At 41.6% G+C, this 18885-nt stretch carries 20 protein-coding genes; 12 read left to right on the top strand and 8 right to left on the bottom strand.

The genetic code is table 11. The features are described 5' to 3' along the window. Positions 1–2 precede the first annotated feature (2 nt). A complete protein-coding gene (locus tag CFR83_RS05025) occupies positions 3–1016 on the bottom strand; it encodes a MerR family transcriptional regulator (RefSeq protein ID WP_243383348.1) in 1014 nt (337 codons plus the stop codon). Positions 1017–1266: 250 nt separating this feature from the next. Between CFR83_RS05025 and CFR83_RS05020 the strand changes: the two genes are divergently transcribed. From CFR83_RS05020 to CFR83_RS04990, 7 genes are all read left to right on the top strand, one after another. Beyond that, positions 1267–1788, top strand: a complete 522-nt coding sequence (locus tag CFR83_RS05020; RefSeq protein WP_423808377.1) for a glutathione peroxidase — start codon at positions 1267–1269, stop codon at positions 1786–1788. Between the two features lie 2 nt (positions 1789–1790). Beyond that, a complete protein-coding gene (gene folE2, locus CFR83_RS05015; protein ID WP_088812853.1) occupies positions 1791–2594 on the top strand; it encodes a GTP cyclohydrolase FolE2 in 804 nt (267 codons plus the stop codon). A 111-nt stretch (positions 2595–2705) separates the two neighbouring features. Then, positions 2706–4037, top strand: coding sequence for an NAD(P)/FAD-dependent oxidoreductase (locus tag CFR83_RS05010; RefSeq protein WP_088812852.1), 1332 nt, complete (start codon positions 2706–2708; stop codon positions 4035–4037). Continuing rightward, positions 4034–4807 carry a DUF1365 domain-containing protein gene (locus tag CFR83_RS05005; protein WP_088812851.1) on the top strand — a complete coding sequence of 258 codons (774 nt, stop codon included), beginning with the start codon at positions 4034–4036 and terminating at the stop codon, positions 4805–4807. Before CFR83_RS05010 ends, CFR83_RS05005 begins: the two co-directional genes overlap by 4 nt. Next, the gene (locus CFR83_RS05000) at positions 4804–6039 is read left to right on the top strand and encodes an SAM-dependent methyltransferase (protein WP_088812850.1); all 1236 of its coding nucleotides are present in this window, start codon (positions 4804–4806) and stop codon (positions 6037–6039) included. The genes CFR83_RS05005 and CFR83_RS05000 overlap by 4 nt, the downstream gene beginning before the upstream one ends. After that, positions 6026–6805, top strand: coding sequence for an SDR family NAD(P)-dependent oxidoreductase (locus tag CFR83_RS04995; RefSeq protein ID WP_088812849.1), 780 nt, complete (start codon positions 6026–6028; stop codon positions 6803–6805). Before CFR83_RS05000 ends, CFR83_RS04995 begins: the two co-directional genes overlap by 14 nt. Next, a complete protein-coding gene (locus CFR83_RS04990) occupies positions 6806–7234 on the top strand; it encodes a nuclear transport factor 2 family protein (RefSeq protein WP_088812848.1) in 429 nt (142 codons plus the stop codon). A 33-nt stretch (positions 7235–7267) separates the two neighbouring features. Here CFR83_RS04990 and CFR83_RS04985 read toward each other — a convergent pair whose 3' ends face one another. Genes CFR83_RS04985 through argS form a run of 3 tightly spaced genes read right to left on the bottom strand, consistent with a single transcriptional unit; the run spans position 7268 to position 10280 of the window. Then, positions 7268–7909, bottom strand: coding sequence for a thiol:disulfide interchange protein DsbA/DsbL (locus tag CFR83_RS04985; protein WP_088812847.1), 642 nt, complete (start codon positions 7907–7909; stop codon positions 7268–7270). Positions 7910–7933: 24 nt separating this feature from the next. Further along, on the bottom strand, positions 7934–8500 hold the full coding sequence (locus CFR83_RS04980) for an SPOR domain-containing protein (protein ID WP_088812846.1): 567 nt from the start codon (positions 8498–8500) through the stop codon (positions 7934–7936). Positions 8501–8516: 16 nt separating this feature from the next. Next, on the bottom strand, positions 8517–10280 hold the full coding sequence (gene argS, locus CFR83_RS04975) for an arginine--tRNA ligase (protein ID WP_088812845.1): 1764 nt from the start codon (positions 10278–10280) through the stop codon (positions 8517–8519). A gap of 43 nt (positions 10281–10323) precedes the next feature. Between argS and CFR83_RS04970 the strand changes: the two genes are divergently transcribed. Continuing rightward, entirely contained in the window at positions 10324–10650 is a 327-nt protein-coding gene (locus CFR83_RS04970) for a DUF1840 domain-containing protein (RefSeq protein WP_088812844.1), read from the top strand. Here the strand turns inward: CFR83_RS04970 and metH are convergent. Next, positions 10634–13330 (bottom strand): methionine synthase, encoded by a 2697-nt coding sequence (metH, locus tag CFR83_RS04965; protein ID WP_088812843.1) that lies wholly within the window; start codon positions 13328–13330, stop codon positions 10634–10636. The two genes, CFR83_RS04970 and metH, sit on opposite strands and share 17 nt — an antisense overlap. Further along, positions 13330–14367 carry a homocysteine S-methyltransferase family protein gene (locus CFR83_RS04960; protein ID WP_088812842.1) on the bottom strand — a complete coding sequence of 346 codons (1038 nt, stop codon included), beginning with the start codon at positions 14365–14367 and terminating at the stop codon, positions 13330–13332. The genes metH and CFR83_RS04960 overlap by 1 nt, the downstream gene beginning before the upstream one ends. 116 nt (positions 14368–14483) lie before the next feature. On the opposite strand from CFR83_RS04960, the gene CFR83_RS08355 reads away from it, so the two are divergent. Further along, positions 14484–14945, top strand: a complete 462-nt coding sequence (locus CFR83_RS08355; RefSeq protein WP_133062462.1) for a PhaM family polyhydroxyalkanoate granule multifunctional regulatory protein — start codon at positions 14484–14486, stop codon at positions 14943–14945. On the opposite strand, the gene CFR83_RS04955 is transcribed toward CFR83_RS08355, so the two are convergent. Beyond that, on the bottom strand, positions 14857–15927 hold the full coding sequence (locus tag CFR83_RS04955; RefSeq protein ID WP_088812841.1) for an MBL fold metallo-hydrolase: 1071 nt from the start codon (positions 15925–15927) through the stop codon (positions 14857–14859). The genes CFR83_RS08355 and CFR83_RS04955 overlap by 89 nt on opposite strands. A 146-nt stretch (positions 15928–16073) precedes the next feature. Between CFR83_RS04955 and can the strand changes: the two genes are divergently transcribed. Genes can through CFR83_RS04940 form a run of 3 tightly spaced genes read left to right on the top strand, consistent with a single transcriptional unit; the run spans position 16074 to position 17851 of the window. After that, positions 16074–16754 carry a carbonate dehydratase gene (gene can / locus CFR83_RS04950; RefSeq protein ID WP_088812840.1) on the top strand — a complete coding sequence of 227 codons (681 nt, stop codon included), beginning with the start codon at positions 16074–16076 and terminating at the stop codon, positions 16752–16754. Further along, positions 16741–16935, top strand: a complete 195-nt coding sequence (locus CFR83_RS08425; protein ID WP_279304976.1) for a DUF1289 domain-containing protein — start codon at positions 16741–16743, stop codon at positions 16933–16935. The genes can and CFR83_RS08425 overlap by 14 nt, the downstream gene beginning before the upstream one ends. Further along, positions 16928–17851 carry an MBL fold metallo-hydrolase gene (locus tag CFR83_RS04940; protein WP_088812838.1) on the top strand — a complete coding sequence of 308 codons (924 nt, stop codon included), beginning with the start codon at positions 16928–16930 and terminating at the stop codon, positions 17849–17851. The genes CFR83_RS08425 and CFR83_RS04940 overlap by 8 nt, the downstream gene beginning before the upstream one ends. Here the strand turns inward: CFR83_RS04940 and CFR83_RS04935 are convergent, their stop codons facing one another. Further along, complete coding sequence (locus CFR83_RS04935) at positions 17852–18835, bottom strand: tripartite tricarboxylate transporter substrate-binding protein (protein ID WP_088812837.1); 984 nt, start codon at positions 18833–18835, stop codon at positions 17852–17854. Positions 18836–18885 lie beyond the last annotated feature (50 nt).

The following is an 18885-nucleotide window of genomic DNA, read 5'->3' as shown; positions in this document are numbered from 1 at the left end:
TGTTAGATATCCGAACGCTTGGATCGCCAATCTTTTACATTAAATGAGATGTCATTTAATGCATTAATTACCTTGATTCCCTCTGGAGCACGTTTACGTAGGGCTTGATTTTCACCACCAACCCATAACTCAATACCTGGCGCTAGTTTTGACTTAAGCTCATTTAAGCCATCCACTACCTGATTTTGGTTCATCTGTGATGAAAATGACAACGCAATCACATCAGCTTTTTGTGCACGTGCTGCTTGAGCGATTTCTAGAATTGGTGTTTGTGTTCCTAAAGAAACACATACACAACCTTCTAATGCCATCAGAGCTTCAGCCATTAACAAGCCCAAACTGTGATGCTCTTGCGGGAATGTCGTTAACAAAATTCTTGGTCTAGCCAAATCTTCACTTTGACCCGTATGACCTCGTGGCACCGAATTAATTGCTGTTCTTAATAGATGTTTGATTTGTTCAGTAAAGAGATGCTCTTCATGGATCTCTAATTTGCCGTCTGCCCAGTAATCACCAATATTTTTAATGAGGGGCGAAACCACTTCAATCACAAAACGATCTAAACCGATTTTCATGAGAGTAGTTGATAAGGCTAGACGCAAAGCTTCAGTTTGATGCGATCTCAGTAAATCTAAATAGCGATCCATTTCTTGCTGAGAAATCACCATACCCACGCTTTGAGTAGGCTCTGCTTGCAATGACTTGGCACTTAATTCTTTTAAAGCTTCTATTGGTAAAGGAACAACTCTTCCTGGGCGATGACCTAGATCCAATAAACGCTTTAAAAGACGTAACTTTTCAATTTGATCAGCAGGATAGACCCGATCATCATTGCTATCCCTAAGTGGATTAGGGAAGCCATAGCGTCTCTCCCAAACCCTAAGGGTGTCTTTGGCGATACCAGTGTCACGCTCTACTGCGGCGATGCTGAGCATGTCTGGCAAATTAGTAAATCTAACATTCATATGTGAATACTCACGATTAGCCGCCAGGTTAATACCTGGATCGACAAGCAAATTCTACACTGTCCTAGACATTATTTGCATTTTTTTTATTTTTTATGTAATATCGAGTCATATATGTTTTTCGTCCTAGACAAAAACCATTCTTGTCTAAGGGTCTTTAAACAAAAAAATAATACGGGTCGAGGAGACAAACCCAATGTTGGTCGATTTTAAAAAAAGACCGTTTATCCCGCAACAGGCCACAGACCTGGGGAATTTCTTTTACAAAATTAACTTTATCGCGTTGATTTTGATAGGTTTAATGTGGTTTTCTTGGCCCAAGGAGGCTCGAGCTATGAGTTGTCCAGCGTCACTTTCGTTCACCTTCCCAAGACTTCAGGACGAAGCTCCTCAAAACCTATGCCAATACCAAGGGAAAGTAATCTTGGTCGTTAACACAGCAAGTTACTGTGGATTTACTGGTCAATACGACGGACTTGAAAAGCTCTTTGCACAATACAAAGACAAAGGTTTTGTAGTGCTAGGGTTCCCGTCTAACGATTTTGGTAAGCAAGAACCAGGATCTAACAAGGAAATCGCTGAGTTTTGCCACAACACTTATGGGGTGAAATTCCCAATGTTTGCCAAAACATCTGTGAGTGGTAACGACGCCAACCCTCTATTTAAATTATTAATTGAAAAAACAAACACCAAGCCACGCTGGAATTTTTATAAGTACTTAATAGATCGTCAAGGCAATGTGGTTGAGGCATACAGCAGCATGACCTCACCTAGCAGCAAAACAATGACTGCTCAAATCGAAAAGTTACTTCAGGAAAAATAATCATGAATGCACCAGAGAACATTTTTCTACCGGACGTTCAGGCAAGTCTTGATGAACGCAACATTGTTATTCAAAAGGTGGGCATTAAATCGGTACGCCATCCAGTAACTCTGCAAACGCAGACTGGCACACAACCCAGTGTTGCAATGATTGATATGACTGTGATGTTGCCCAGCAATGTTAAAGGTACTCACATGTCTAGATTTTTGGAAGTTCTACAAAATCACCATGAACCTCTTAATCTTGCCAGCGTCAAAACAATGATGGTGAACATGCTCAATAGGCTTGAGGCGGAAGAGGGGCATTTAGATTTGAAAATGCCACTTTTTTTAAAAAAGGTGGCTCCAGTATCTGGCGTTGAAAGTCTTTTGGATTATGACCTTCACATTAAAGCTGCCTTTAAAGATGGCGGCTTGAAATACACCTTGCAAGTGCAAGTGCCAGTGACTAGCTTGTGCCCTTGCTCTAAGAAGATTTCTGAATACGGCGCACATAATCAGCGCTCACACATAGTTATAGCCGCAGAGTTAACTGAGGATATGGCTGCAGAAGATTTAATCAAAATTGCTGAACAAGCAGCATCTTGCGAATTATGGGGATTATTGAAGCGCCCAGATGAGAAATACGTCACAGAGCGAGCATACGACAATCCTAAGTTTGTTGAAGACCTAGTCAGAGATATCGCTGTGGCTTTAGAGCAAGAACGCAAAGTCATCGCATACGAAGTGTCATCAGAAAATTTTGAATCTATACATAACCACTCAGCTTATGCGTGGCTAAGTAACGATAAGAGAAATAGACACTAACCCTTTTAAACCACAAGACATGAAACCTGCTGAGCACCATTTCTCTCCCTCCCTTTTTATTGCTCACAGGCGTCTTGTGGTTTTCTTCTATTTAGCGCAAAGTGAATCAACATGAAAATCGCCGTTGTAGGTGCAGGCATATCTGGTTTAGGGTGCGCATACGCTCTTAGCAAATTACCAAATGTTGAATTAACAATATATGAGGGTGGCGACCATATTGGCGGCCACAGTAATACTGTTGATTTAACTTTAGATACTGGCATTGGCCCAGTCACGCATGGCATTGATACAGGTTTTCTAGTTTTTAACCAAAGAACTTACCCAAGACTTCTAAGGCTCTTTCATGAAATTGATGCCCCCATAGCAAAATCAGATATGTCATTTTCTGTATCCATCCCCAACCCGGATGGACAAAATCTGGAATGGGCTGGCACAGATTTAAATTCGCTATTTGCGCAAAGAGAGAACCTATTTAACTTTAGCTTTCTAGTAATGGTGAAAGACATCATTAGGTTTAATAGCCTATGCACAAAGCTAGCTTTAGATAAAAAACTGGATCAACTTAATTTAACTGTTGGCGAATTCATTAAAAAGCATGGGTTCAGCCAACAATTTCAAGATTGGTATTTTTTACCAATGGTAGGTGCCATCTGGTCTTGCCCTGTTGAGCAAATGCTGGAATTTCCTATTTCCACTATGATTCGCTTTTGTCACAATCACGGTTTGATAAAAATTACTGACAGACCTCAATGGCTCACTGTTTCAGGCGGATCAAGAGAATATGTCAAAAGAATTTGTGAAAAAATAAAAATTTCTGGTGGTAATTTTAAAAGACTAAAAGTTGATTCAATTAAAAGACTGAACAATCAAGTTCAAGTTTTCACTAGCCAGTCATCTGAGATTTATGACCATGTTGTGATGGCAACGCATAGTGATGAGACACTACAAATGCTTGCCGACCCAAGCAACGATGAACACTCAATCCTTAGCTCGATTAACTACCAAAAAAATCGCGCTGTATTGCATACAGATGCATCTGTATTACCAAGCGAAAAAAGATGCTGGGCTGCCTGGAATTACACCACTGATGCCTCAACAAAGACACAAAATCAACGCGTTTGCGTGAACTATTTAATTAATAAACTTCAGCCATTGCCCGGGGCTTGGAACAATCAACCAATCATTGTTAGCCTTAACCCGGTAACGGAACCTGCATCAGAGACCATCAGGGCCGATATTGAATATGCTCACCCCATATTCGATCAAGCAGCAATCAATGCGCAATCTAATTTGCCACTCATTCAGGGCACGAAAAATACTTGGTTTTGCGGAGCTTGGACAGGTTATGGTTTTCATGAGGACGGTTTACGCTCAGGGGAGTTGGTTGCTGAAGCAATTCACGAACTACTCCACTTACATCACCACACATCGGCACTTGCATGAGCATTGCAAAGATTTGCTTCGGTCAGGTTAGACATGCACGCTTAAAGCCGGCCAAGAACTCTTTTGCATATTCAGTTTTTACTTTGCGCATCCCCATGCGTAAAAGAATGTATAGCCCTGTTGGCATAGGTCAATTTGGTTTAGGTGACAATCAATTTTCATGGCTATCTTTTTACGATAGAGATCATGGTGATGGTAGAGATAACTCTCTTGAGTGGGCAACTAGCTTAGTTAAGAACCAAGGTATTACAGATATTGATGGTGAAGTTTGGTTACAAACATTCCCTCGTGTACTGGGCTATGTTTTTAACCCAGTTAGCTTTTGGTTTTTTGAAAATGCAATAGGTCAGACCAAAGCAATTTTGGCAGAGGTAAATAATACTTTTGGCGAGAGACATTGTTATTTGCTAGCCCACCCAGATAGTAAAAATATTGAGTGGGGTGAAAGCCATGTATCCAATAAAGTTTTTCATGTTTCGCCATTTTGCGAAGTAAAAGGCCATTACGTTTTTAGGTTTTTTTCAAAAAATTCGCCCAAACAGCACGTTGCACGTATTGAGTACCATGATCAAGGGCCGCTACTCATTACTAGTGTTAATGGTGTTGAGCACAATATCAGTATTAAAAATTTAATCTGGTCCGCCATCAGATATCCCGCAATGAGTATTGGTGTTATTGCACGAATACATTGGCAAGCATTACGTTTATGGCTAAAAGGGGTGCAATTTCATTCCAAGCCAGAACCACCATCTGTGGAAGTTAGCAAATGACCTCAAATATTCATGCTGTTTCAAATGTATCGGCAACGCTTCCTTGGCACGCAAGAACCATTTTGTCGTTATTGGAAAAAATTCGGGTAGGGCAATTAACTCTTGTTAGCCCAGATGGTGAAAAATTTATATTTAGAGGCTCACAGTCAGGGATTGAGGCAAGCATCCAAATTCATGATTGGGCAGTTTGCAAGGCCTGCTTAAAATCTGGCGATATTGGCTTAGCAGAAACATATATTGATGGTCTATGGGACTCAACTGATGTCCAATCACTACTGAGATTATTCCTTGTCAACCGACAAGTAATTGAAAAAGCAATTTACGGCAGTTGGTGGGGCAGGTTGGGCTACCGCATCAAACATTGGCTCAACAAGAATTCAAAAGCTGGTAGCAAAAAGAATATTCATGCCCACTACGATATTGGCAATGCCTTTTATTCCTTGTGGCTGGACCCTGGCATGACTTACTCGAGCGCATGCTTTAAGGATCAAGACACATCACTGATTGAAGCTCAAGAAGCAAAATACCAACGCATCATTGATTCAATAAATGTTAAGTCTGGCGACAATATTCTTGAAGTAGGTTGCGGCTGGGGTGGATTGATGGAAGCTGCATCTAAGAAAGGTCTCCACATTGATTGTCTGACTATTTCTAAAGAGCAGGCAACTTACGCGCAAAACCGCGCAGAACGCATCAAATCAAATACTTCTGGCGATGTAAACATTCTGATTCAAGACTATCGTGACCATGAAAAGCAATATGATGGTATTGCCTCGATTGAAATGTTTGAGGCAGTTGGCGAGAAATATTGGGCCACATATTTTGAGATGATTCAAAGATGTCTCAAGCCTGGTAAAAAGGCTTGTATACAAACCATTGTTATTGCAGATAATCTGTTCGATAAATATCGCAGAAGCTCAGACTTTATTCAACAATATGTTTTCCCTGGCGGTATGCTGCCCTCAATCACAAAATTTAAAGAGGCGGCACAAAGCAAAGGATTGATTGTTGAAGATGTTTATCAGTTTGGGCAAGATTATCAAAAAACACTTTGTTTATGGCATCAAAAATTTAATCATCACTTGCAAGAAATTAAACAACAAGGCTTTGATGAAAAATTTATACGTCTTTGGAACTTATATTTAATGTATTGTGCAGCTGGATTTGCAGAAAAAAGTACTGATGTAGTTCAGTTCACCTTATCTAAGCCAGCAAACAATGCCATTAAATAAGCCCGTTATTAGCTTTTATAACAAGCGCATTTGGGTTATCGGCGCATCAAGTGGTATTGGCCTTGCTTGCACAAAAGACTTCTTAAGTCACGGCGCAAAGGTCGCCATCAGTGCTCGCAGAGCAGATCTCATACAAGACATTAATGATGCCTATCCGAAAGATCAAGTTTTAGCCTTAACGCTGGACGCGCGTAATCATTCTGAGCTAACTAATGCCTATAAAACTATTAATGCTAAATGGGGCGGTTTGGATTTAATGGTTTTTGTTTCTGGCATCTATGAACCTATGCGAGCTGATAATTTTGATTTATCTAAGGCAAAAAATATCATCGACCTAAATGTTTTGGGGCCTATGTCAGCATGTGAGGTGGTGCTCCCTGACTTTATAGCCAATCAATCAGGCGGGATTGCTATAGTTAGCAGCGTGGCTGGTTACAGTGGGTTACCAAAAGCACTTGCCTATGGCCCCAGTAAGGCAGCCATGATTAATTTCTGCGAAAACCTCTATTACGACTTAAAACCAAAAGGTATATCTGTCTATATGATCAATCCTGGCTTTGTAGCTACTGATGCTACAGCCAATAATGATTTTCATATGCCAGCTTTAATCACACCAGAAAAAGCCTCTGAATATATTCTTGATGGAATTCAAGCGGGTAAATTTGACATTCACTTTCCAAAAAGGTTTTCGTTATTTCTTAAATTCCTGAGAATTTTGCCGTATTCAATTTATTTTTATTTGCTAAAAAAATTCATAAGAATATAAATGACTAGCTTGCGTATCCAAAATGTAATTGCTCAATTTGAGTCACTAAGCCCTGAATCCATCAATCAATTAACCAATCTATACGCCAACGATGCACTCTTCAAAGATCCATTCAATGAAGTTAGCGGGCATAACGCAATAAAACACATATTTCTACATATGTTTAATCAGGTTAATAACCCAAGATTTGTCATCAAAAGCGTTTTGGAAGATGGCCATCATGCATCACTCACTTGGGAGTTTGAATTTCAATTTAAGTCTTCGCCCAATCAGTCAGAAATCATTAAAGGTTGTACTTGGTTTACCTTTGATCAGCAAGACTTAATTATTGAGCACAGAGATTACTGGGATGCCGCAGAAGAACTCTACGAAAAACTACCTCTAATTGGTAGCTTGATGAGGTGGTTAAAAAAAAGGGCCAAGCATTAAGCTTAGCCCAATCATTAGTTCATTGATTACCAATCAACGTTTTTCTTTTCTGGCTTTCTCGACCAAATAATCCATCACCTGAATGGCTCTTGCTTTAGAGCCACCGGCTATCGAAGGCGATGTGATGTACTTACCTTGTATTGCCACAGTTGGCACACCATCAATCCTGTAGGCTTGAGCAATTTGATTGCCAGACCTAGCCTTTGAAGTTACCGTAAAAGACTTGAACGCTTTTAAAAAAGCTTGCACATCAACGCCTTGAGACCCAACCCAATCAGTGATTTCAGCCTCAGACAATAATTTCTTTTTACTAACATGCATTGCATCCATCACTTTTGCATGTAAATCAGATCTACCCAAAGACTCCAAAGCATAGAAGAGTTGACTGTGAATCAGTAAGTCATCTCTAAATGCAACTGGGACTTTTCGCACAACAACATCCTTACTTTGTCGTTTGATCCAGGCGCTTAGCTCAGGTTCAAAATCGTGACAGTGAGGACAGCCGTACCAAAAAAATTCTAAAACCTCTACTTTGCCTTTTTGTTCAACTACTTGGGCTACCGGCAAAGTTCTGTAATCAAAGCCCTCTTCAATGGGTCGACCCTGAGCCAAGACCAATCCAGCAGAGCAAATTAAGAGAAAACTTATTAAAACTTTTTTGGCTAGTATTTGCATATCAAGACTCTTTGTTTTGATAAATTAATTATTTTTGTTTATACGAATAACTGTCGCAGCAATGCCAGCACCCTGTAATCTTGAGCGCGCTTTTGCAACATCCTCTTGCAACACAAATGGCCCAACACGAACTCGCCACAACACTGCACCTTCAACTTCTCGCTCCGAGATCAACGCCTCTAAACCTTGCATAGCCAAAGTTGCTTTTTGTCTTTGAGCTTCATCTTGATTTCTAAAGGCGCCTGTTTGTAACCAATACTCAGGCCCTTGAGTCGCCGCTGCAATATTAGCAATAGGATCTTTACCAGCCACCTCGCTTGGTAGCGGCACCTTACTTTGCAGTGACTTATTTAAGTTAGGTTTCTCTTCAACCTGAACCTCACCTTCCTCAATTGCCTCAGCGGGTTTCGCTTTGCCGTTTAATTCTGGTGCACGTAAGTTTAATTTTGGCTCAGGAGCACCTTTAGTCAAAGTAACCGCAACTCCCACTGCAATTGCTAGACCCAACAATAAACCCAACACAAAACCCATCAAAGTTCCACCTGATGATTTATTTTGCAGTCGGTTATCTGTTTGTTTATTTGTATTCATAGAGCTATCTTACCTCTTACATCTTCTCTGGTGCAGATACACCCAAAATAGCCAGGCCATTTGCTATTACCTGCTTGGCTGCTGATAACAAAGCCAATCTTGCCAAGCGCAATGCTTCATCATCGACAAGCACACGATCAGCGTTGTAGAAAGTATGGAAGTCACCAGCTAAATCTCTCAAATAGAAGGCCACTGAGTGCGGGGTCATTTCCTTGGCTGAATCAGTCAACATATCTGAGTACTCAGCCAAACGTCTTAACAAGGTATCTGATGCAGGACTATTTAAACCCTCTAATGAAACATTTTTTAATGACGCCTCATCACCCGCCCATTGACGCAAAATTGAGCAAATACGAGCATGCGCATATTGAACATAAAAAACAGGATTTTCATCATTTTGTTTTAAAGCCAAATCAACATCAAAGACAAACTCTGTATCAGCTTTGCGAGAGATTAAGAAGAATCTAACCGCATCTCTACCTTTGCGAATTGCATCATCTCTCTCTGAGGCCGGGGTTTCCTCAGAAACGCCACCTGACCACTCGATCAGATCTCTCACCGTAACATATGATCCAGCGCGCTTAGATATCTTGACCTCTTCGCCACCCTTCATCACCGTTACCATCTTATGCAACACATATTGTGGGTAATCTTTAGGAATATCCCAACCACGTTTTTGTGCGACGCCCTGTATACCTGAGCGAACTCGAGCAATCGTTCCATGGTGGTCACTACCCTGAATATTGATCACGTGTGTAAATCCGCGAGACCACTTGCTTGCATGATAGGCAACATCGGGAACAAAATAGGTGTAACCACCATCGGATTTACGCATGACGCGATCTTTGTCATCGCCATCCTCAGTGGTTCTTAACCATAGCGCACCCTCTGACTCATAGCTTTTATTAATTGATTGCAAATCGCCAACAACTGCCTCGACACTACCATCGCTGTACAAAGATGACTCAAGGTAATAGCAATCAAATTTGACACCGAATGACTGCAAATCAATATCTTGTTCACGACGCAAGTAAGCCACTGCAAATTTTCTAATTGATTCAATATCATCAATCTGGCCTGAACCTGTAACAGGTTCACCATCAGAGGCAACCACGGTCGACTTAGCCAAGTAGTCTCTTGCAATATCAGCAATGTATTCGCCGTTATAAGCAGATTCAGGCCATGCTGCATCACCAGGCTTTAGACCTTTTGCTCTAGCTTGAACGGAAATAGCCAAGTTCTGAATTTGTACACCAGCATCGTTGTAATAAAACTCTTTATGTACAGACCATCCCTGAGTTTTTAATAAATTTGATAATGCATCACCCAAGGCAGCTTGCCTACCATGCCCCACATGTAAAGGACCTGTTGGGTTAGCTGAAACAAACTCGACTAAAACCTTTTTACCATTTTCAGATTGCTGACCAAAGCAATTGCCCTCAGCAAAAATTTTATGAATAACTTGCAACTTAGCTGCTTGAGTTAAACGCAAATTAATAAAACCTGGACCAGCAATTTCAACACTAGCTAATAAATCTTTATAACCAGGCTGCGCTTGCAATTGATCCACAAAAGCCTGTGCTAACTCTCTCGGATTTGTTTTCCAATTTTTGGCTAACTGCATCGCGATGTTTGTAGCTATATCACCATGCTCCGCCACTTTTGGACGCTCCAAATGAGGAGTAGGCAAAACATCCAAGGAAACATCTCTGCTCTTGGCAATCTCAGCCAATGCGCTTTGCATCAATGTAGTAATTTGTTGTTTAATGACTGGTAGCATAGATATTCAGTTTATCAGTTCGCTTTAATGTTAATCTTTGACTATGTTATATAAATTTCAATGCAAAAAATCTGCTGACGTTTTAATGCTAGAAGATCTCACATCTAGAATCTTTGAGATTCTAGATAGACCACTTGAGGCAAGAGGTGTTTTTCTGATTGAACAGTTGCCCGTTGCCATTGAAAAGCTCGAAGCAGCTATTGCAGAAGACGAAAAACTAAGAAAAGAAATGCTTGAGGAAAAATCAGAAAACAAAGAGGGTTCACCCCCCAAGGTTAAACATGATCGATTGGGGCAAAGAGCATTCCCATTCATACAATTACTCAAAGCAGCCTTAGCTAATCAAGAAATGGTTATTTGGGGCGTCTAGCAAAATCATCTTGCTGATCCTCACCAATACGGCCCACATCAAAATATTGCGCATGCGGACTAGCTAGATAGAAACCGCTAACACTAGATGCTGGCGTCATAGCCATTGACTCTGTCAAAGCCATATCAATCTCACCCGCACTCAAGCACTCAAACATTTCCTTCTTGACCAAATGATCTGGGCAAGCTGGGTAACCTGGCGCAGGTCTGATACCTTGATATTTTTCCTGAATCAACTCTTCATTTGTCAAAGACTCCGAAGCAACATAGCCCCAAAGCTCAGTTCGCACCCGTTGATGCATTTTTTCAGCAAAAGCCTCGGCCAATCTATCAGCCAACGCTTTAAGCATGATTGCACTATAGTCGTCATGCTTAGACTCAAATTCTTTCAACTTTTTCTCAATTGCATGACCAGCGGTTACCGCAAACATACCTACATAGTCAGCAACACCAGAATCTTTTGGCGCAACAAAGTCAGCTAAACAGCGATTAGGTTTTTTAACCCCGTCAACCACAGGGCGATCTGCTTGCTGCCTATAGTTCTTCCAAGTCAACAAAACCTTCTGGCGTGATTCATCAGAATAAATTTCAATATCATCGCCAACACTATTAGCTGGATACAAGCCTACCACTGCATGCGCTTGCAGCCAACGCCCCTGAATAATTTTTTGAAGCATGCTTTGTGCGTCTGCATAAACTTTTTTGGCAGACTCACCAACCACTTCATCATCTAATATTTGAGGAAACTTTCCAGCCAAGTCCCATGTTTGGAAAAATGGCGTCCAGTCTATGCAAGTCGCAATTTCTGCCAAATCATAATTCTTAAAAACACGGCGCCCAATAAACTTTGGCTTAACAACAAGCTCTTTTGACCAATCAATTTTTTCTTTATTGGCGCGCGCCTCTTCTAAGCTAATTGTTGGCAACTGCTTTTTATTGGCATGTTGATCACGTATACGATCATATTCAGCATTTAAATCGTCAATGAATTTCTTAGCGCCATCGTCTGACAACAAGCCTGAGGCAACAGATACGGCTCTAGATGCGTCCGGCACATAGACAACAGGACCTTCATAATGTGGTGCAATTTTTACTGCGGTATGCACACGTGAAGTTGTCGCTCCGCCAATCATTAGAGGCATTTTTTTGCCTCTAAAATAATCGTCTCGCTGCATCTCTTGAGCAACATAAGTCATTTCTTCGAGAGAAGGTGTAATCAAGCCAGATAGGCCAATCATGTCAGCCTTTTCTTCTTTTGCTTTATTCAAAATTTCATTACATGGCACCATGACACCCATGTTCACAACGTCAAAGTTATTACATTGCAATACAACCGTAACGATGTTTTTACCGATATCGTGAACATCACCCTTCACTGTTGCCATAATAATTTTTCCACGTGAGCGCACATCGCCGCCACGTTGCAAAATTTGACGCTTCTCTTCCTCAATATATGGCACCAAATGTGCGACCGCTTGCTTCATTACGCGCGCACTCTTAACCACCTGTGGCAAGAACATCTTTCCCTCACCGAACAGATCGCCAACCACATTCATGCCGTCCATTAAAGGACCTTCAATTACCTCAATAGGTCGACCACCGGCGTTGGCAATTTCCAAGCGCATCTCTTCAGTGTCTTCAACAATATGAGACGTGATTCCATGAACCAAGGCATGCGTTAATCGCTCCCGCACCGAAGCCTCTCTCCAGGCTAATGTTTCTTCAGCTTTAGCACCACCACCCTTGTATTCATCGGCAATCTCTAAGAGTTTTTCCGTCGGGGTCTTACCATCTTTTTCTTTAAAACGATTCAAGACCACGTCTTCAACGCGCTCTTTTAACCTCTCGTCTAAGTCAGCATACACACCCAACTGACCGGCATTAACAATACCCATATCCAAACCAGCACGTATAGCGTGGTAAAGGAATACTGTATGTATCGCTTCACGAACAACGTCATTACCGCGGAATGAGAAGCTGACATTTGAAACGCCACCGCTGACTTTGGCGCCAGGTAAATTTTGTTTAATCCAAGCCGTAGCATTAATAAAATCATTGGCATAGTTATCATGCTCTTCAATGCCTGTGGCTATAGCAAAAATATTTGGATCAAAAATTATGTCTTCTGCCGGAAAGCCAAGCTCATTAACCAAGATGTTGTAACTGCGCTGGCAAATTTCAATTTTGCGCTCGTATGTATCAGCTTGACCCTTTTCATCAAATGCCATCACAACAGTTGCGGCACCATAACGTCGTATTAATTTGGCTTGTTGTCTGAATGGCTCCTCTCCTTCTTTCATGGAGATAGAGTTAACAATCGCTTTACCCTGCACGCATTGCAAACCAGCCTCAATAACTGACCACTTTGATGAGTCAATCATCACTGGCACTCTTGAAATATCTGGCTCAGATGCAATCAAATTTAAAAAACGCACCATCGCAGCTTTTGAGTCCAACATGGCTTCATCCATGTTGATGTCAATAACTTGCGCGCCATTCTCAACTTGCTGCCGTGCAACTGACAAAGCTTCGTCATATTGACCATTCAAGATCATTCTTGCAAATGCCTTTGAGCCTGTCACATTGGTACGCTCGCCAACGTTAACAAAACCAACGTGAGCGCTGATGTTGCATGGCTCAAGACCTGATAAACGCATCGGTGGAATCTTGACTGTACTCATCACACAGACTCCTTGTATGCATCCCAGCGACGTGCGGGTCTTTTTGATACAAGCTCTGCAATAGCCTTAATGTGGGCAGGAGTTGTACCACAGCATCCGCCCACCAAATTCACTAAACCATCTTTTGAAAATTCATCTAGAAGTCTTGATGTCATTTCTGGCGTTTCATCAAATCCTGTATCACTCATTGGATTCGGTAAACCAGCATTTGGATAACAAGAAACAGCAACATCACAAACCTTGGCTAACTCAGCAATATATGGTCGCATCAAAGTGGCGCCCAATGCGCAGTTCAAGCCAAATGTGAGTGGCTTAGCATGACGCAAGCTATTCCAAAAAGCTTCAACTGTCTGGCCAGACAAGATTCTGCCGGAGGCATCAGTCACAGTTCCAGAAATCATGATTGGCAATCTAACGCTCGACTCTTCGAAGAACTCATCAATGGCAAACAGGGCAGCTTTTGCATTGAGTGTGTCAAAAATTGTCTCAACCAACAGCACATCTGCACCACCCTCATACAAAGCCTGAACTTGCTCTTTGTAGGCCACCCTTAATTGTTCAAAGGTAACGTTTCTGGCACCAGGATCATTTACATCAGGCGAAATGCTGGCAGTTTTTGGAGTAGGGCCAACAGCACCAGCAACAAAGCGCGGTTTTTCCGGCGTCGAGAACTCATCACACGCTTGTCTTGCCAGTTTTGCCGCTGCAATATTCATTTCTCTGGCAAGCTCTGGCATCTTGTAATCATCTTGTGCAACTGTTGTTGCGCCAAACGTGTTGGTTTCAATTAAATCTGCACCAGCTGCCAAATATTGTCTGTGTATATCAAGAATGATTTCTGGGTGAGTTAAGTTGAGTAATTCGTTGTTGCCCTTAAGGTCAATTGGATGATTCTCAAAACGCTTAGACTCTGGCAAGCCACGGTAGTCTTGCTCCGACAATTTACGTTGCTGAATCATGGTACCCATAGCACCATCCAAGATCAAAATTCGATCTTTTAATAATTGAGGCAAAACAGCGCCACGCGTATAAAGCATAGGTAAAAACTCTTGATTTAGCAGCAAATGATTGCGGCAAATGGATTAAACCTATATTTTATCGGTATTACGCATATTTATCTGATTACATTAACTTTTTTATTAAGGGAGTCATCATGTTTGGTGCTATGCCGGATTTCAACCAAAGCCTTGAAATGTTTAAAACAATGTGGGGTAACTCACCGACTCCTGGCGATTTGAGTGGGTTTGGTGCAGGCATTGGCGGTGGCGCAGCCATGCCAACCCTAGACATTGAGGAACTAGACAAGCGTATTCAGGACCTAAAAAGCGTAGAAAACTGGCTTCAACTCAATATGAGCGTGCTCAGAAGCACCATCCAAGGCCTAGAAGTACAAAGAGCCACCCTGGCTGCCCTGAAAAGCTTTAGTGCAGCTATGACACCAGAAGCTATGGCAGAAGCTAGCAAAGCAGCACAAAAAGCAGCCAATCAAGCAACCCAAGCTGCCACTGAAATGGCCAAAGAAATGGCTACTGGTAGCTTTTCTGATAAAAAAACTGCCAAACCCCGTCAGAAGAAACCTCGCGCGACAAGCACCCGACGCGCCACAGGTAGTTAAGATGCGCAATGGCTTCGCCCATTGCAAACGTTAACTGATGTAGATCTAACTCTCTTTTGAACAAAACGGGAATCAAATCTCTCGCAGTTTGAGGCGCTTGCTGACAGGCAGCCATTGTGTCAGCAAGCCTATCTTGATGATGCTTCTTTAATTGCTCAACCCGCAAATGGAGCCCCTGAAATGGCTTGCCATGGGAAGGGAGCACCAAGATTTGTAACGGTAGACCTACAAATCGCTCCAAAGACGATAAATACAAGCCCAAAGGATCGGCATCTGGCTCGGTATCAAAAACGCTAACGTTCGTTGAAATTCTGGGTAAAACCATATCCCCAGAAATCAATAAATTATCTTTAGCGTTCCACAAAGAGGCGTGCTCTGGGGCATGACCATAACCTGATATGACCTGCCAAACGCCATCACCTATGATGATTTCTTCACGGTCAATAATTCTTCTAAATCTTGGGGGCACACTAGGAACCATTTGGCTGAAATAGTTCGCCCTAGCTCTGATTTTTACCAAATCATCTTCTTGATTTAGTCCGTGCTTAGCAAAATGATCTGCGGCACCGCCACCTCCAGCCGCCGAACCAATATTTGCCCCTTCAGGGCTTGATAGCCATTTTGCTAGCAAGTAATCCGTCATGGTCATCCATAGTGGCGCAGACCACCTTTCACACAACCAAGATGCAAGGCCTATATGATCAGGATGCATATGAGTAACGATTACCCTAACAATCGGCAAACCTTCTAACTCAGACTTAAAAATACTTTCCCAGGCATCTTTGCTTGCTTGATTAGCAACCCCACAATCAACCACCGTCCAACCGTGTTGCCCATTAAAAACATCTTTAATCAGCCACAGATTGATATGGTCTAAAGCAAACGGCAAGGGCATCCGCAACCACTTAACGTTTGCATCGATCTTTTTAGAACGCCCCAATAGAGGCAATTCATCATTAAATGGGTATGTAAGTGAACTCATCAGTAACGTTATATCAAATAAATAAACCACACCCTATAAAGACATTAAGTCATGAAAAATTCCGCCGAAACCTAAAGTCACTGTAACATTCTTACTGTGATGCCAATATTGCAATAATCTATTTGCCAACAGATAAAGATTTAATTATGACGACATCAAATAATCCATACATCCTATCCAAGTTACTTGAAAATAATCAGGATTGGGTTGATTCCGTCACCAAAGCTGATCCTAATTATTTTTCTAGACTAGTCGATCAACAAGCGCCTGAGTACCTTTGGATTGGTTGCTCAGATTCAAGAGTTCCTGCCAATCAAATTACGGGACTAGCCCCCGGCGAAGTATTTGTTCACCGCAACATAGCTAACGTTGTTGTTCATACAGATTTAAACGCACTATCAGTGATTCAGTTTGCCGTAGACCAAATCAAGGTAAAACATATCATTGTTGTAGGCCACTACGGATGCTCAGGAGTTCGTGCGGCACAAATCAAGGCACGAATTGGTATTGCAGATAATTGGATTCGACATGTTCAAGATGTTCAAGATAAACACGGAAAATATCTTGGGCAAGTACTAAAAGAAACTGATCAATTTGATAAATTATGTGAATTAAATGTCATAGAACAAGTGATGAATGTATGCCAAACAACCAGCGTCCAAGATGCTTGGTCAAAAGGGCAAGAAATCACCATTCATGGTTGGATTTATGACTTAAAAGATGGGCGCGTTAGAGACTTGGGTATCAGTATTAAAAATGCCACAGAACTCTCTAATAGATATCAAGCAATCTTGGAAAAGAACTACCCTCAAAGTGAACAGCGTTAATACGCCGCAAAGACCAGCATCTCCTTGCATTAACTTATGCAAAATGGATGATGCCGATCAATATTGCCTAGGCTGCCAAAGAACTTTGGACGAAATTGCAGCTTGGTCTGAATTAAGCGATGCAGAAAAAGAAGTGATCTGGACCGAATTAGATAAGAGACGCACTAATTTGCATGAATGAGTTCGCGCTTCCAACAGGAATAAAAGTTTTTGAAAGAGGTTGGCTGTCAGCCAACAATATTTTATTTTGGTCAAACGATGATGTATCGATCGTAGATACTGGCTATGTTGCTCACCAAGAGCAAACTCTATCCTTAGTTAGAAACGCTCTCAAAGCTGAAGGCTTATCCAAGCTAGATAAAATTGTTAACACGCACCTTCACTCAGACCACTGTGGCGGAAATGCAATTTTGGTTAATGATTTTCAATCTAGCATCTATGTACCCGCTTATGAATTTTCTGCCGTTTATGACTGGAATGAAAATTTATTAAGCTTTAAAAATCTTGGTCAAAACTGCCCCGCTTTTCAATGTCACCATTCTTTAGAACCGGGCAAAAGAATATTGCTTGGTGCATACATGTGGGAGATTCTTGCTGCACCAGGGCACGACCCCCACTCAGTTATTCTCTATCAAGAAGACCATCAATTACTTATCTCAGCCGATGCACTCTGGGAAGATGGATTTGGCGCAATATTTCCTGAACTTGATGGGGAAGATGGATTTGAAGAGGTGGCTAGAACACTCGATTTGATCGATCAATTAAAAATTAAGTTAGTAATTCCAGGTCATGGGAAGTTATTTACAGATGTCAAAACATCACTAGCCAAGGCAAGAAGTCGCTTGGATTACTTAGCTACTGACAAAGCAAGAAATGCTAGGCATGCCGCTAAAGTTTTACTTAAATTTAGACTACTTGAGTGGCAATCACTAGAACTACATCTTGTGCACGAGTGGATTAAAGAAACACCACTTATGAAAGCCATTGCGAAAGAATTGAATCAGTCAATTGATCAATTGGCTGATTGGCTGCCACCAGCTTTAACCAAAGCCGGTGGCGCCAAAATAGATCAAAACATCTTAATCAATCAAGATTGATTAGTCGGCGTATACACCAGCCTTTTTAATGATTGGAGTCCACAAATCAATTTGAGCTTTTAAGTGAGCTTTGTGTCCTTCAGGGCTAGCATTTTTATCATTAGGTACGTTTGCACCCAACTCTGCCATCTTAGCTTTGTAACCCGCATCATTGATGCCTGCCTTGATTGCAGCTGATAATTTATCTGTAGCTGCTTTTGGTGTACCTTTTGGCGCATAGACACCATGCCAAACGTTCACTTGGAAGTTTTTCAAACCTTGCTCATGCAATGTTGGAATATCTTTAAATGCAGGAATACGTTGCATCGTTGTCGCACCGTACGCTTTAACAGAACCCGCCTTTAGTTGGCCTGCCAAATTAGTTGTTTGGTCACACATCAATTGAACTTGACCACCAATTAAGTCTGTTAACGCTGGCGCTGTACCTTTGTATGGAACAGTTGTCATGTCCTGCTGAATGGTGCTCATGAATAACAAACCGCATAAATGGCTAGCTGAACCAATACCTGCATTGGCATAAGCTACTTTGGATGCATTAGCTTTAATGTAAGCAAGTAACTCTGTGTAATTTTTTGCTGGCAAATCTTTATTTGCCACCATGACCATTGGTACATCAGCAACTTGACCTAAATGTTCATAGTCAGTATTAGGATCAAAACCTAAATTTTTATACAAAGCTGGTGCAGTAGACATACCAATGTGGTGAATCAATACTGTATATCCGTCTTTAGGTGCATTAAGCACTTTCTTTGCTGCAATAGTGCCGCCAGCACCAGGTGAGTTATCAACAATCACTTGTTGCTTGAGAGTTTTGCCCATTGCTAAAGCAAGTTCTCTAGCCACTTTATCTGTTGGGCCACCAGCTGCAAATGGAACAACCATCGTAACTGGTTTGTCTTCTGGGAATGCAGCTTGAACACCGCCTGATAGAGCAGTTGCTACGACGCCCATTGTTAGCATCGCATGACGAATTGTCTTGTTCATATATATCTCCTTAATTGTTGTCGCTGTACAAAATTACTAATTTGACTCTT

This window comes from Polynucleobacter victoriensis (genome assembly GCF_900187875.1).
GTDB lineage: Bacteria > Pseudomonadota > Gammaproteobacteria > Burkholderiales > Burkholderiaceae > Polynucleobacter > Polynucleobacter victoriensis.
Note: the sequence above shows the minus strand (reverse complement) of the source record. Positions and strands in the feature narration are given on the sequence as shown.